This window comes from Flavobacterium artemisiae (assembly GCF_042678225.1).
In the GTDB taxonomy this organism is placed as follows: Bacteria; Bacteroidota; Bacteroidia; order Flavobacteriales; family Flavobacteriaceae; genus Flavobacterium; species Flavobacterium artemisiae.
The window spans coordinates 967,083-981,937 of sequence record NZ_JBHUDZ010000012.1; the positions used below are offsets into that span (position 1 = coordinate 967,083).

Consider the following 14,855-nt stretch of genomic DNA (forward strand, 5'->3'; position numbering starts at 1 on the left):
AAAATGGAAAAAGATAATATTGCAGTAGGTCTAGATATTGGAACAACCAAAATCGTTGCCATGATTGGCAAGAAGAATGAGTATGGTAAGTTAGAGATTTTGGGCATTGGTAAATCCAAAAGTTTGGGTGTTGCCAGAGGAGTTGTAAACAACATTACGCAGACGATACAATCGATTCAGCAAGCGATAATCGAAGCAGAAAATAATTCAGGATACAAAATCAAAGATGTTGTTGTGGGTATTGCCGGACAACACATCAGAAGTATTCAACATACAGATTATATCAGTAGAAATAATCCAGAAGAGGTAATTGGTGAAAATGATATCCAAATGTTGATCGATCAGGTTAACAAATTGGCAATGCTGCCAGGAGAAGAAATCATTCATGTACTTCCTCAAGAATTTAAAATTGACGGTCAGTCTGAGATTAAAGAACCAATCGGAATGTACGGCGGAAGATTGGAATCTAGTTTTCACGTTGTAGTAGGCCAGGCTTCTTCAATCAGAAACGTGGGAAGATGTATTCAGAGTTCAGGAATCGAATTATCTGGATTAACATTAGAACCATTAGCTTCTGCAGATGCTGTTTTAAGTCAGGAAGAAAAAGAAGCTGGGGTTGCACTTATTGATATTGGTGGTGGAACAACAGATTTAGCAATTTTCAAAGATGGTATCATTCGTCACACAGCGGTAATTCCGTTTGGTGGAAATGTAATTACAGATGATATCAAAGAAGGCTGTTCGATTATCGAGAAACAAGCAGAGCTTTTAAAAGTAAAATTCGGATCTGCTTGGCCGGGAGAAAATAAAGACAACGAGATTGTTTCTATTCCTGGTTTAAGAGGAAGAGAGCCGAAAGAGATTTCGTTAAAAAATCTTTCTAAAATTATTCACGCGAGAGTTGTGGAGATTATAGAACAGGTTTTTGCTGAAATTAAAGCGTATGGTCATGAAGATCCTCGTAAAAAACTAATTGCAGGAATTGTATTAACGGGCGGTGGCGCACAGTTACAGCACATTAAACAATTGGTAGAATATATTACAGGAATGGATACCAGAATTGGATATCCGAACGAACATTTGGCAGGAAATTCTAGTGAAGAAATTTCAAGTCCGTTGTTTGCTACTGCAGTTGGATTAGTAATGAACAGTATCGAAAACAACTCACAAAGTGCTGTGAGAATGGAATTGGTTAACGAACAGCCAAAAGTTGTTTACAGAACAGTACCAACTCCGCAAGTGCAGCGATACGAAGTTGAAGAAAACTACGTTGAGAAAGTAGAAACTATTCAAGAGGAGCCAAGAGAAGTTAAAACAACTAAGGCTTCTTCAGAATCTACTGAAAACAAAATAAGAAGATCATTTTTTGATCGATACGTTGATAAAATCAAAGAATTTTTAGACAACGCAGAATAATTTAGAATAAAAAGAGAAGGAGATTACTTTTTGCCCCAAGTCAAGAAGTAAAAAATGTACTTAATAAGAATTTCAAAAAACCAAAAAGATGATGAGCAACTCAGAATTTGGAAGTATATCATTTGATTTACCAAAAAATCAATCAAATGTAATCAAAGTAATAGGTGTTGGAGGAGGCGGAAGTAACGCCATCAACCATATGTTTAAACAAGGGATTAAAGGCGTAGATTTTATCGTTTGTAATACCGATTCGCAAGCGCTTCAAAATAGTTCAGTTCCTAATAAAATTCAGTTAGGACTTAATTTAACTGAAGGATTAGGAGCAGGAGCAAATCCAGATGTTGGACAGCAGTCGGCTATAGAAAGTATTTCTGATATTGAAAAAATGTTGGATAGAAATACTAAAATGGTATTTATTACTGCTGGTATGGGTGGTGGAACAGGAACAGGCGCTGCTCCGGTTATTGCACAATTAGCCAAAGAAAGAGAAATATTAACAGTTGGTATCGTGACGATTCCGTTTCAGTTTGAAGGGAAAGTTCGTCAGGAGCAAGCGCTTTTAGGAATCGAAAAATTGCGTAAGCAAGTCGATTCGTTAATTGTAATCAACAACAACAAATTAAGAGAAGTATATGGAAATCTAGGTTTCAAAGCTGGATTCTCTAAAGCGGATGAAGTTTTGGCAACTGCCTCTAGAGGTATTGCTGAAGTAATTACGCACCACTATACTCAAAATATCGATTTACGTGACGCAAAAACTGTTTTGGCAAACAGTGGAACTGCGATCATGGGATCTTCTGTGGCGACAGGTGAAAATAGAGCAAAAGACGCGATCGTTTCTGCTTTAGATTCTCCGTTGTTAAACGACAATAAAATTACAGGTGCCAAAAACGTATTGTTGCTTATCGTTTCTGGAACAAATGAGATTACTCTAGATGAGATTGGAGAAATCAACGATCACATTCAGGCCGAAGCTGGTTACAATGCTAATATTATCATGGGAGTTGGTGAAGACGAAACTCTTGGTGAAGCTATTGCCGTAACTATTATTGCTACAGGTTTTGATGTTGAACAACAAAACGAAATTGTAAATACAGAACCAAAGAAAATCATTCATACATTAGAGGATGAGCAAAGAAGTGTTCATAATTTGACAAATAGACCGCTTACTTCTTTTGACTTAACTACAGATACACCTACAGCAAAAGTTGAAGAGAAAGTTGTTTTTGAATTAGTGGATGATGATGAAACATTTACTCCGACTTCGGCTCCGGTCCAAGCTGTTGCTCCAGCAATCAATCAGGAAGAGTTGGTGGTTATGTCTGAGTTTATCAAAAACCTTGATGTAACTTTCGAAATTGTTTCGCCAATAACAGATATCGATTTTACAATTTCAACTCCACAACCACCAGTTCAAGAAGTACAGCCAGTACAACAGCAAAGAACATTTGAAAGAGAAGAGCAGACCACTTTTTCTTTTGATCTTCCTTTGTTCAAACAAGAACCGGTAAAAAGAGAGCCAGTTATTGAAGATAATAGAGTTTTATTTGAATTAACAAACGAAACTCGTGAGATCAAAGTAAACGATCCTGTACAGTTTGTGCCAGTTACAGAGGTAGCAGACAACGGAATTATCAAATATTCTCTAGAAGAGTATATGGAGGTTGAAAATGATTTAATAGCTTCTAAACCAGTTGAAAAAGCAAAAGAAGAAACAATTCCGGCAGAATTGAATATCACTCTAAAACCAAGAGTAGATTTTACGAGCCAGCCAGATTTTTCTACAACTTCTGAAGTTTCTCCATTAGAATTAACTATTGAAGAAACATTGCGTTTAAGAGCTGAAGAAAGAAGAAAGAAACTGAAAGAATTTAACTATAAATTCCACAACAACGTTTCTAGAATTGACGAGTTGGAAAAAGAGCCAGCTTACAAAAGATTAGGAATAGATTTGTCTAATTCTCAATCCAATAATACAAATTCTAGAATCTCTGTAGGAACAGATAGTAATAATGATTTACAGTTACGTTCAAACAATTCATTTTTGCATGATAATGTAGATTAATTTAAAAATCTTAATATTAGGATAGCCCGAAAATTGGATTTAATTTTCGGGTTATTTTTTTTATCTTCGCACAGAATTTATAGATTTGACTTCTTAACTTAACTTTTAAAGTTAATTCTGTTGTCGGTTTGAGCAAATTGCTAAACACTTTCAATATCAAATAATCAATATATAAGCGAGCATTGCTTATCTAAATAAAATATTAAACATGAGTTTACAAACACAAATCATGGACGAGATTAAAACGGCCATGAAAGCAAAAGATACTGTAGCTTTAGAATCTTTAAGAGCAATTAAATCTGAATTATTATTAGCTTCAACAGCTTCAGGCTCTAACGAAGATTTATCTGAAGACGAAGAAATTAAACTGCTTCAAAGATTGGTGAAAACGCGTAAAGAAAGCGCAAGAATCTTTACAGAACAAAACCGTCCAGACTTAGCTGAGCCAGAATTGGCACAAGTTGCTGTAATCGAGAAGTTTTTGCCAGCGCAATTAAGCGAAGAAGAAGTAGAAGCTGTGATCGCAAAAATCATTGCAGAAACAGGCGCTTCTGGAATCGCTTCTATGGGTAAAGTAATGGGATTAGCGTCTGCTCAATTAGGCGGAACTGCTGAAGGAAAAACAATCTCTACAATTGTAAAGAAATTATTGTCGTAAATATAATTTTAGATTTTAGAGTTCAGATTTTAGATTTAATCTGAACTCTAAAATCATAAATCTAAAATAAACTGACCGCGTAGTTCAACTGGATAGAATATCAGATTTCGGCTCTGAGGGTTGGGGGTTCGAACCCCTCCGCGGTCACTATAAATTTTGAAAGCCTGCAAAGTGTATATTTTGCAGGCTTTTTTTGGTTCGAGAATGGAATCCTTCAACATTTTATTTTTTACTAAGTCGTTGTTGAGAGAAATGATCATTCATTTTTTATTCTGTTTCTTTTAATTTTTCTATAGTTTTCAATAACCAACTTTCTTCTACTTTTTTCAACTTTTTATTTTTCTCAATTTGTTTTTCGATTAACGAAATAAATTCTTTATCGTTGAATTCCTCTATTGCTTCTAAAATTAAAGAACCAAATTCATCAATATTTTCAAGTTCAGTTACTAATATTTCTTTTATTCTTTTGTCTTTTCGTTTTGCCAAACCAAATATTGCTTCAAATCTTGGAGTTTCGTATTTGTCGTTAATTCTTTTCCAAAGAGCATTTCTAATATCTTCATTATCAGTTTCTATTTGAGTTCCAAGACCAAATGTTGCCCAATCTCTTATTTCATAATCTTGATCTTTGCTTAATTCTATTAATGTATCAATTGCGTTAGGTTCTTCTTTTGTTAACAATGCAAAAGCTAAACTAGATCTAATTTTACTGTTTTTATTTTTCTTAAATGAACAAATCAAATCGATTTGCTTAATAGTTAAGTCTTCATTGTTGTGACCAATTCCATAAAATAAAGAACTTATTGCGTTTTTATCTGTTTCGTTTTTTAGTAAATGAAAGAACTTTTTTAAGATTATTTTTTTGTGTAATCTTGGATATCCAAATTGAGCCAAAACATCAATTCCAATAATTCGTTCTTTTGCTATTTTGGACTCCATTAGTAAAATACTTTTTTCAAAAATATCTTTTGATTTCCTTTTTCTTAATTCACTAACATAATTCCAATAATTAGCATTAGACTTATTACCTAATAGTCTAGTAAATATTTTTTCGTTAGAGTAATTGATTAATTTTTTCAAATTTTTGGTTTTCATTTTGTTTGGCTAAAATGACGCGCAATGTTTTTATTCTGGAGTGATTCTAGATAGAATTAGGTTCCATTCTTCGTTTTTGTTAAATCTTTCAAATTAAATCCCGATCGCGTAGATTTATCTCCGCAACGATCGCGCGGATTTGTAATGCGTGCCCACAAAGATTGATTAGTTTTCTTTGCAAATATAAAAAAGCACATTAATTTGTGTAATTTTTGTTTTAATGATTCGTTTTGTGTCTTACTGTTGCGGGCACGGATTGCAAATCCGCGCTATCGGAAAACAGTATATTTTACTTTGAAAAATCGTTTTAAAACAAAAGATTTTTCTAATACATCTTTAACTTTACTCTTTAAATTCGTGTGCTTATTTTAAATATCAGTCAAAGAAACAACAAGTATGACAAAGGAAGAGTCTATTAAAGAGTATTACTTTAGAATCAATAGAAGTATAGATTATATTAAAGAAAACCTTCAGGAAGAACTTTCTTTAGAAAAATTAGCTGGTCATTCTAATTTTTCAAAATTTCACTTTCATAGAATTTTTAAGTCAGTAACAGGAACAACAATCAATGAATTTATTAAAAATGCAAAAATAGAAAGAGCTTTATTTTTCTTAATGAATAATCCATCAAAAACGATTAGTGAAATTGCAGTCGATTGTGGTTTTTTAAGTATTTCATCTTTCTCAAGAGCTTTTCGCGAGGCAAAAGATTTGACACCAAGTGAATGGCGCAAACAGTATAAAAATAGCAATATTGGTATAATTGATAGCAATATTGGAAAAATGCAGTCAAAAATCGAAGACTACCTTGCACTCAAATTAAATAATTTAAAAAAAAGTGAAATGAGTGAAATTGTAAAACTTGATTTTGAAATCAAAAAAATGGAGGAATTTAATGTTATCTATATTAGAAACCTCAGTATCCACAATCACGACAGTGAAACATTTGGTAAGATGTTTGAACAGCTTTTTAGCTGGGCTGCTCCCCGAAATTTAGTTAATTTTCCTGAAACCAAAGCATTAACGGTGTATAGAAGCAATGCTAATTTATCTGGAATGCTTCAGGCAGATGTATGTTTGTCTGTTCCTGATAATATAGTAGGAGAGGGAATAATTGGCAATACCAAAATAAGTGGCGGATTATATGCTGTTTTTCATAAAGAAGCACCAATGTCTGAATGTTTTAAAACATGGAATTATATTTACGAAGTTTGGTTTGAAGAAAACGGTTATCAGCCTGATAATAGAAATTTCTTTTTGAGTCATCTAAATGATCCTAAATTACATCCTGAAAATCATCACATAATAGATATTTATATACCAATAAAATTACTGTGATAATTGTGAAGTTTCAAAAAATAAAAACTAACTAAATTTAAATGTAATGAAACTCTCATTTATTTTTTCATTTTCCTTTATAACTGGTTTTCAATTTAATTTTACAATAAAGTATTTCTAAGCGATTATATAGAGAATTTAAATTTTTATCAGTACGATTAAACATCACTTAAAATCTTTAAATGACCCAATAAAAGGTTCGAATTCTGCCCATCAAGGCATTTGACGGGACAAAGAAGATTATTTCTGCTTTGTCCCTTTTTCTTTGCGAGCGAATGCTAAAAGAAAAAGACGAAATGATGGCAAGACTTGAAAAGCTAATCAATAAATAATTCGGAAATATTGGTTCGAATTCTGGATTGCAAAGATCACGAAATAAATCAAAAGCCTGAGAATGTAGATTCTCAGGCTTTTTTATATCGTTTGAAAATTCTTTTTTATAAAGAGAAGTTCCAGTATATTTCAATTTAGTAGAAAATGAATATATTATAAACTCTATAAAGGTTTATGAAGAAGTTTTCCGTTTGAATCAAAATTTTTAATAATTAAACTTGATAATAACTTGCAATCCTGTATCTCTTTCGATAACTCTTTGTTTTTTTTATTTGTAAGTTTTGATTTAATATTATCAGCATTCAGTTCTATTTTACTTGAACAAGATAATTTGTATTGATGAAAGTATTTAAAGTTATTTTTAATATCAAATTCGACAATAACAAAATCACCATAATCATCTCTTTCCAACTTAGTATATTTATTTAAGGATATATCCTTAAGAGAAATATTGTTTTTTAATTTCATACCATCTTGAAATATATTCATTTTAGTTTCAATATTAGTAGGAGCAAAACCTTCTAAGTCAGTATAAGTAACTATAATTTTTTCCGATTTAGAATAAAAAAACTCACACACCAGCCATTTGTCATATTCATCATTGGCAATATATTTCTTGGTTTTAAACCAATCATATTTGAGCATCGTTTTATAGCTGCTGTTTAATATTTTTTGTTTAGTAAGAGTTCGAGGATCATTATTATTTGAACCAAAATGGAATAAAAAGCTAAGGAAAAAGACAGCTGTGAAATTGAAAAATGTTTTCATTGAAAAAGATTAAAAGTACTTATCATATATTAAAATCAAACTATCGTTATTTTTAAACATCAAAAAGCTTTTATTCTCAGAAAAAAGCAAATTACGATCATAATCCTCTTCCAGTGCAATATTGCAGTTTTCATCAATCAATTTGATGGTGTATTTTTTTGATGCAGTATCTTCAGAAAGTAAAGAATGCGTTAAATAGAACGATTTTAAAAGAAGCACATTTGTATATTTAGTTTCATTACAATCAAAAATGGTTTTTGCTGAAGGGATCTTTTTAAAAACTATTTTATTTAAATCTTTTGTATCTCTTATTTTATTGATCGCAGCAGTATTAAGTTTAAAATTGTTTTCAATTGTATCTTTTTCATAAGTCTCTTTCAAGAAGTAATTGTATTTATTTTTTGAAACAGAAATCCTTTTCACAGTCAATGAATCATTCATATCTAGTAAACCTGATTTTAATTCTTCAGCCGAATATACTTTAGTGAAAAAAACTAAATTTCTTTTTTTATCTATAAAGCAATTATCAGCCGAATAACTAAATTTTTGCATGAAGATATTATGTACTATTTTATTTTGAGAATAAATATTTATTGCGTTATAGATACAGAATAGAATCCAAAATAATTTTTTCATGATTCTTAATTACTCTTAAGCATTTTAAAAACATATTCTTTGTAACTAGCTCCAATCGGAATTTCGATCTGGCCGATTTCGACATCGTAAGCTGTAAATGCAGTAATGTTTTTTAAATTGATGATAAACGAGCGGTGTATGCGCAGGAAATTTTTATCTTGAAGTTCCATTTCAATATCGCTGATTTTATATTTAGCATTCAGTTTTACGCCGTCTTTTTGATGTACGATAATATAATCTTTTACACTTTCGATGTATAAAATAGAATCGACATTAACTTTATTAAACTTTGGTCCGTTTTTGATGTAAATAAAGTCTTCCTGATCTGGTGTAATAATTTTAGTATTGACAGGACCGCTGATTCGTAAATAACGATCTGTAGCCTTAAAAAAGCGGTCAAAAGTGATTGGTTTTAAAAGATAATCGACAATATCAAGCTCATAACTTTCTAATGCATATTCGCGGTAAGCGGTAGTAAAAATAACAGAAGGCGGATTTCGTAAAGTCTTCAAGAAATCAATTCCGGTAATTTGAGGCATCTTAATATCCAAAAACATAAGGTCAACGGCAGTAGTTCTTAAAACCTCAGCCGCCTTTAGCGCATTCGGGCATGTGCCAACAACTTCTAAATAATCTAATTTACTAATATGATTTTGCAGTAAACTGATTGCCAGCGGTTCGTCGTCGACTAATAAACACTTTATTTTCATCTCTATGCTAAATTATATTGGGAAGTAAGATTTATTTTTAATACTGCAGTAAAATCCTCATCTGTTTTGGTGACATTAAAAGTATAATTTTCTGGATAAATTTTATCAAGCTGCTGGATAATATTATTCAATCCAATTTTACCGCTTTCGGCTTCAAGTTCTGTTTTGCAGATTGTATTTCGAATCGTAAATTCAAAGTTGTTGTTTACTAATTTTAAGTCAATTTCAATTTTTGGTGCACTTCCTATATCTTCTCCAGCTCCATGTTTAAAGGCATTATCTACCAAAGAAAGTAAAATCAAAGGTGCGATCATTCCATTTTGATCCATTTCATGATTGAAAACCACGCTTAAACGATCGCCATAACGCAATTTTTCCAGCGAAATATAATTTTCTAACAATGTGATTTCTTGCGTAAGAGGCACATATGTACTGCTGCAACGGTATAAAATACAATCTAATATTTCGGATAAAACCGCAATGGACTGCGATGTTATAGGAGAATTTACAACAGAAAGCGAATAAATATTATTAAGTGTATTGAACAAAAAGTGTGGATTTAATTGTGCTTTCAAAATTTTTAATTCCGTTTCAGCTTTTTGTTTTTCTAATAATAAAGATCTTTTTTGAATGATATATTGATCTTTTATCAACTTTATAAAAATGAAAAATATGGATAAAGAAAGTATGTGCAGCGAATAGGAGACAAATAGAGTCGGCAAATCTGTGAGAATCTCTTGTATAGATTCCTGAGGAAAAGGCGGTGTGCGAGTAATAGTTTCAACGCCATAAACCATCGTTATTCTTGCAGCGGCAGAAATAATGTAGGCTCCTAAAAAAAGTTCTGCCCAAACCCAATTGTATTTTTGCGGCGTCATTAAACGAGGCAGGATTCTGTAGGATAAAAAATAAGCCCCAATCATCGAAAAGATTTCGTAATATACAGTGTATAATACATCAACCCATAATTCCTCGGGGTCTGAAGAAGTATTTTTACTAAAAAACATAATAAAAATAAACACCCAAAAAATAACGTGAGTAGTTATTCTGTGGGCTGTAGCGAAGTTTATAATTTTCTCGAATGGTGTCATGTAGTCAAAATTACGATTTATTTGCAAAGAGAATTTAATTGTCGATGAACAAGCAGAAAAAAGATACGAACAAATAAAAATTGCATATAAACACAACTTAAAGCCGTTTTTTGATTATTTATCGCTCAAAATTGCCCTTATATCATGCATGAGAATTTTGATTGGATTTATTAAAGAGTTTTGCTTCAAATTCTAAAATCAATCAAAATGGAACCATTCAAATTACTAATTGCATTATTATTCGGATTCGCTGCTTTTGCGCAATCACCAGAATTTACAATCAAAGGAAAAGTTGTAGATGCTAAAACAAAACAGCCTTTGCCATACGTAACAATTATTTTGTTGTCATCATCTCAAAAAGTAAAAGAAACTGCTTCGGATGAAAACGGAAATTACATTTTAAAAAGTGCCGCTGGAAATTACCAATTAAAGGTAGAATTCCTGTCTTTTAAGACCTTTATTTCAGAAAGTTTTACAATGAATCAGGATTTGGCTCAAAATATTTCTCTGAATGAAGGAGTTCATCAATTAGAAGAAGTAAATGTAGTATCCGAAAAATCGGCTGTAGAACTTAAATTGGATAAAAAAGTATTCAATGTCGGGAAAGATATTTTGTCTCGCGGTGGTTCTGCCAATGATATTTTAAACAACGTTCCTTCGGTAAACGTAGACGTTGCCGGCGTTGTAAGTCTTAGAGGAAATAATAGTGTTACGGTTTTAATTAACGGGAAACCATCGATTTTGGCGGCCAACAATGGTTTATCGCAGATTTCGGCGGCTAATATTGAAAAAGTAGAAGTAATCACCAATCCGTCTGCCGCTTATGAAGCGCAAGGTGGCGGCGGTATCATTAATATTATTCTGAAAAAGAATAGTTTAAAAGGTTTTAATGGTTCGCTTCAGGCTGGAATTGGAAATCCTGAAAATTATAATGTGAATGCGAATGTGAGTTATAAAACAGAAAAAATAAATCTTTTTTCGAATATAGGTTATCGTGAGTTGAATGTGTATGGTTATGAAAAACAATTTCAAAGAAACAACGATAATGGCGTTACGACTATTTTAAATCAGTACAATGATAATAAACGAAATTATAGTACGGTAAGTCTTTATTTTGGAGGAGATTATTACATCAATGATAAAAATACGTTGACGGGAAGTTACTACCGTTCTAAAAACACCAATAGAGAAAATACCAAATACAATTATAACTATTCTGATGCGAACAATGCAGCGGATAGTATTATTTCGAGATCTCAAAAATATGTAGAGCCTCAGATTTACAATGTTTTAGAGTTAAATTATGCGAAAACATTTGACAAAAAAGACAAAAAATGGACTTCAAGTCTGCAATATGTTTTTTGGAATGATAATGAAAATCAATACATCGACCAGCAAAGAACATTTCCTGATCAATCGCCGGTTTCTAATTTGTATACCAATGATATTGAAAGCAGTAATGATATTTTTATAAAATCAGATTTTGTGAATCCGATTAGTGAAAACTCAAAAATTGAAATGGGAATTAGAAGTGATTTGAGAGCCATAAGAAGTGATTATTACACTATTTTGGATGATATGCTCCAAGAGCAATTCACAAATAAATTGAAATACGACGAAAACTTATACAGCGCTTATTTTCAGTTTGGAAGCAAAATAAAGAGATTTAATTATCTATTAGGTTTGCGTTCTGAATTATCAGACATCAAAATTTCCGATCGAAAAAACACTTTCAATAACAGTAAAAACTACATCAATTTGTTTCCGACTGTACATTTGGTTTATAACTTAACATCAAAAACAGATTTGCAATTGAGTTACAGCAAAAGAATAAACCGACCTAGATTTTGGCAGTTGAATCCGTTTTCTGGACTTTCAGATTTAAGAAATTTAACCGTCGGAAATCCAGATCTTAACCCAATGTTCACCGATTCATTTGAGTTTACTGTTTTAGCAAAACCAGGAAAATTTAGTATCAATCCGTCAGTTTATTACAAGCATACAACCAATTTTTTTGAATACATAGTCGAACGCACCGATGAAAATTATTTTATAAATACTCCCGTAAATCTTGGAACAGAGAATCGCTATGGCGCAGAAGTTTCTACAACTTATAACCCAACAAAATGGCTTCGATTGTCGTTAGATTTTAATTATTATCACTTTAAACAAAACGGAGAATATAAAGGTGTAAGTTACAATGCCGAAGATCAGACTTGGTTGTCGAGTTTTCGTTCGGTGGTTAAATTTCCTAAGATTATTTCAGGAGATTTTAGTTTCAGATATCGCGGAAAAAATCAAGGCGTGCAGACGCTTACAGAGCCACAGTACAGTGCGAATTTAGGTTTGAGTAAAGATTTTCTTCAAGAAAAAATGTCGGTGACTTTAAATGTAAACAACCTTTTTGATTCTCAAATCAGAAAAAGCGAAACCAGAACTTCGTCCTATTATTTGGAATCAGAATTTAAGTCGCAAGGACGATATGTAAACGTAACTGTAATTTATCGTTTTAATCGTAACAAAACTGAAGCTGATAGATTGCCAAGTTCAATGTAATGTGTTGATTACTGTTTTAGAAATGTTGTAAATCATAAAAGAAAAAAGTCTATTTTATCACGAAATAGACTTTCTTCTTTTAGTATAACTGTTCAATTTTTCCATTTTTTTCCTTGTACAGCCCATTTTCGGAGACGATGTAAACATTAAACTTTGTTTTGTGAATATTTACAAACCAGCCTGGAAACTTATATTGTCGCAATATTTTATCATTAATAAATTGAGCATAATAGCCATATTCTTTGCCAGATTTCTTATCATAGCCGGTTCCAGCAATATGTACAACACTGTCCTTTTGAGCTATTTCTCGAATTTCACTACATAAATTTAGATGCGCTAATGTGTCTGTTTTATGAGGTCCCATTTTATAAAGCTTCACATTCTCAAACCGTTCGTGCGCTCCATAAGGATAATCAATTTCATCTCTCGTCAATTCAGGTTCCGGAATGGTTTTTACATAAACCCAGTCTTTTTTGTAATTTGTTCCTTTAAGTTTGTAAATTTTGTTTTCATCGGTAAGTATACTGAGTGGTTCTTTTGGATCTGAAACTATTTTTACAGGAAAAAAAATCTCGGTGTCAAAAGTTATGGTTTCCCATGAATTTCCAAAATCTTTTGAAATATGCATCTTAGCATAACTTGGTTCATGAATGCCTTGCCAGCTATCAATTCCAACAAGATTTTTTTTATCGGTATAGGTAACATCTTTAAACATTAATGACGTTTTAAAATGTTTCCAAATTTTACCACCATTTCTAGAAAACATTAAGCCTGAAATATAATTACAAGCAATAACCGTATCTTTTGAGATATCTGTAATATTCGTAATATACTTTTCTGCGGTCTGTTCTTCTTTTTCTAGAGATTTGATATCAGTGTGACTTAAAGAAACCTCATCTGTTGCTTGATTCGTTTTATTAGAACTGCGATCAACGCAACCAAAACATAAAAGTGCTAAAACTAAGATCTTGAATTTTCTCATAAGTAATTATTCGTTTTCGGCAGCAGCTAATATAACCCTATTTTGTTTTTTATTTTTACATTAGCGTCAGCAAATTCTTCCAAGAAAACTAAATTTATACAATGAAAGAAAACCTCGTTAAGGCCGAAAATAAGACCTCATACATTGTAACCTGCATTATCGGAATCTTATTTTTCCTGTTTTTAACAATTATGATAGGAAGTAAATATCAGGACGCAAAATACGAAGGAATTTCTATCTTAATCGGGTTTGCGTTTTTTTTGATATGTCCTGGAATATTTGTTTACGCTTTGATTAAAATGCCTCAATTGTACTATAATTCCATGAAAGTAGAGTTTCGAACTATTTTTGGAAGAACAAAAAAGACAATTTTACTTGCCGATATCACAGGCTGGGTGACACAGCAGAAAAAAAGCAAAAACAGCAGCTGGGAAAATCTAATTATTATTACCAAAGATCAAAAAAAACATAAGCTGCACAGCTATCATTATAGCGATTATGAAAGACTAAAAAGACATCTTACAAACGGTAAAAAGAAAGATGAAGCGCTCAAAAAAGAACTGGACCGTAAAGAAATTATACAATACGCCACAGTTACGTTTGGTATAGCAATACTATTTTTCGGTATTGCATCCTATTTGTTTACATATAGTAGTCTTAAAGTTAATCAGGTTCAGGAAGTTAAAGGTGTACTTTCAGAAGATATTCATGTAGAAAAGCATAGGAGAAGCGAAACCCTGCATTTCTATTTAGAAAATTATCCAAAGATGAATTTCGAAATCAGAAAAAGCATTTTAGCGGCAGATTACGAACAATTGCTTCAAGATTATAAAAAAGGAAATTCTATTTCTTTTAAAATTAAAAAAGATGATTTTCAAAAAAAATTACAGCCCAATCAAAATCTCAATTTTATAGAAAAATATTGGAATCCGTTTGAAGTAGAGATTGTCGAGTTAAAAGATCAAAATAATACGTATTTAACTTTGGAAAGCTATAACCAAAACAGTAGCGAAAGCAATTATTCTGGTTTGGGTTTTGTACTTTTTATAGGAATATTGTTTTTGTTTATCAGTGCAATTTTCTATAAAAACAGGAATAAAGTAATTAACTGATCCAGAAATATACAATTTCTTAAAAAAACAAAAAAGACAAAGAAGAACCAGATCTAATTTGTCTTTTTTAAGGAGCATATTCCAGCCATCCGCTG

Annotated in this window: 12 protein-coding genes and 1 tRNA gene; 7 read left to right on the forward strand and 6 right to left on the reverse strand. The window is 31.7% G+C overall.

Translation table 11 applies throughout. The annotated features are described in order from the left end of the window. Positions 1-3 precede the first annotated feature (3 nt). The 4 genes from ftsA (at position 4) to ACFSC2_RS14890 (ending at position 4,286) form a co-directional block, all read left to right on the forward strand. Positions 4-1,416 (forward strand): cell division protein FtsA, encoded by a 1,413-nt coding sequence (gene ftsA / locus ACFSC2_RS14875; protein ID WP_379814623.1) that lies wholly within the window; start codon positions 4-6, stop codon positions 1,414-1,416. 88 nt (positions 1,417-1,504) lie between these two features. After that, a complete protein-coding gene (gene ftsZ / locus ACFSC2_RS14880; protein ID WP_379814622.1) occupies positions 1,505-3,481 on the forward strand; it encodes a cell division protein FtsZ in 1,977 nt (658 codons plus the stop codon). 208 nt (positions 3,482-3,689) lie between these two features. Next, complete coding sequence (locus tag ACFSC2_RS14885; RefSeq protein WP_379814621.1) at positions 3,690-4,139, forward strand: GatB/YqeY domain-containing protein; 450 nt, start codon at positions 3,690-3,692, stop codon at positions 4,137-4,139. 73 nt (positions 4,140-4,212) lie between these two features. Further along, positions 4,213-4,286, forward strand: a tRNA-Arg gene (locus tag ACFSC2_RS14890). A gap of 120 nt (positions 4,287-4,406) precedes the next feature. On the opposite strand, the gene ACFSC2_RS14895 is transcribed toward ACFSC2_RS14890, so the two are convergent. After that, on the reverse strand, positions 4,407-5,234 hold the full coding sequence (locus tag ACFSC2_RS14895) for a hypothetical protein (protein WP_379814620.1): 828 nt from the start codon (positions 5,232-5,234) through the stop codon (positions 4,407-4,409). Positions 5,235-5,630: 396 nt separating this feature from the next. Here ACFSC2_RS14895 and ACFSC2_RS14900 point away from each other — a divergent pair, with 396 nt between their 5' ends. Continuing rightward, positions 5,631-6,572 (forward strand): AraC family transcriptional regulator, encoded by a 942-nt coding sequence (locus ACFSC2_RS14900; RefSeq protein WP_379814618.1) that lies wholly within the window; start codon positions 5,631-5,633, stop codon positions 6,570-6,572. Between the two features lie 495 nt (positions 6,573-7,067). Here ACFSC2_RS14900 and ACFSC2_RS14905 read toward each other — a convergent pair whose 3' ends face one another. From ACFSC2_RS14905 to ACFSC2_RS14920, 4 genes are read right to left on the reverse strand one after another with little or no spacing between them, the layout of a single operon-like run. Continuing rightward, positions 7,068-7,673, reverse strand: a complete 606-nt coding sequence (locus ACFSC2_RS14905) for a hypothetical protein (protein ID WP_379814617.1) — start codon at positions 7,671-7,673, stop codon at positions 7,068-7,070. 9 nt (positions 7,674-7,682) lie between these two features. After that, positions 7,683-8,309 (reverse strand): hypothetical protein, encoded by a 627-nt coding sequence (locus tag ACFSC2_RS14910; RefSeq protein ID WP_379814615.1) that lies wholly within the window; start codon positions 8,307-8,309, stop codon positions 7,683-7,685. Between the two features lie 5 nt (positions 8,310-8,314). Further along, positions 8,315-9,019 carry a LytR/AlgR family response regulator transcription factor gene (locus tag ACFSC2_RS14915; protein ID WP_379814614.1) on the reverse strand — a complete coding sequence of 235 codons (705 nt, stop codon included), beginning with the start codon at positions 9,017-9,019 and terminating at the stop codon, positions 8,315-8,317. 2 nt (positions 9,020-9,021) lie between these two features. Next, complete coding sequence (locus ACFSC2_RS14920; RefSeq protein WP_379814612.1) at positions 9,022-10,110, reverse strand: sensor histidine kinase; 1,089 nt, start codon at positions 10,108-10,110, stop codon at positions 9,022-9,024. A 207-nt stretch (positions 10,111-10,317) separates the two neighbouring features. Here ACFSC2_RS14920 and ACFSC2_RS14925 point away from each other — a divergent pair, with 207 nt between their 5' ends. After that, a complete protein-coding gene (locus ACFSC2_RS14925) occupies positions 10,318-12,666 on the forward strand; it encodes a TonB-dependent receptor (protein WP_379814611.1) in 2,349 nt (782 codons plus the stop codon). A gap of 79 nt (positions 12,667-12,745) precedes the next feature. Here the strand turns inward: ACFSC2_RS14925 and ACFSC2_RS14930 are convergent, their stop codons facing one another. Next, positions 12,746-13,648, reverse strand: coding sequence for a hypothetical protein (locus tag ACFSC2_RS14930; RefSeq protein ID WP_379814610.1), 903 nt, complete (start codon positions 13,646-13,648; stop codon positions 12,746-12,748). 101 nt (positions 13,649-13,749) lie between these two features. Between ACFSC2_RS14930 and ACFSC2_RS14935 the strand changes: the two genes are divergently transcribed. Continuing rightward, entirely contained in the window at positions 13,750-14,760 is a 1,011-nt protein-coding gene (locus ACFSC2_RS14935) for a hypothetical protein (protein WP_379814608.1), read from the forward strand. Positions 14,761-14,855: the final 95 nt, after the last annotated feature.

Excerpts from the sequence above, each read along its gene's own strand:
- ftsA (WP_379814623.1), top strand. The coding sequence starts at position 4 with ATGGAAAAAGATAATATTGCAGTAGGTCTAGATATTGGAACAACCAAA.
- ftsZ (WP_379814622.1), top strand. The coding sequence starts at position 1,505 with ATGATGAGCAACTCAGAATTTGGAAGTATATCATTTGATTTACCAAAA.
- ACFSC2_RS14885 (WP_379814621.1), top strand. The coding sequence starts at position 3,690 with ATGAGTTTACAAACACAAATCATGGACGAGATTAAAACGGCCATGAAA.
- ACFSC2_RS14895 (WP_379814620.1), bottom strand. The coding sequence starts at position 5,234 with ATGAAAACCAAAAATTTGAAAAAATTAATCAATTACTCTAACGAAAAA.
- ACFSC2_RS14900 (WP_379814618.1), top strand. The coding sequence starts at position 5,631 with ATGACAAAGGAAGAGTCTATTAAAGAGTATTACTTTAGAATCAATAGA.
- ACFSC2_RS14905 (WP_379814617.1), bottom strand. The coding sequence starts at position 7,673 with ATGAAAACATTTTTCAATTTCACAGCTGTCTTTTTCCTTAGCTTTTTA.
- ACFSC2_RS14910 (WP_379814615.1), bottom strand. The coding sequence starts at position 8,309 with ATGAAAAAATTATTTTGGATTCTATTCTGTATCTATAACGCAATAAAT.
- ACFSC2_RS14915 (WP_379814614.1), bottom strand. The coding sequence starts at position 9,019 with ATGAAAATAAAGTGTTTATTAGTCGACGACGAACCGCTGGCAATCAGT.
- ACFSC2_RS14920 (WP_379814612.1), bottom strand. The coding sequence starts at position 10,110 with ATGACACCATTCGAGAAAATTATAAACTTCGCTACAGCCCACAGAATA.
- ACFSC2_RS14925 (WP_379814611.1), top strand. The coding sequence starts at position 10,318 with ATGGAACCATTCAAATTACTAATTGCATTATTATTCGGATTCGCTGCT.
- ACFSC2_RS14930 (WP_379814610.1), bottom strand. The coding sequence starts at position 13,648 with ATGAGAAAATTCAAGATCTTAGTTTTAGCACTTTTATGTTTTGGTTGC.
- ACFSC2_RS14935 (WP_379814608.1), top strand. The coding sequence starts at position 13,750 with ATGAAAGAAAACCTCGTTAAGGCCGAAAATAAGACCTCATACATTGTA.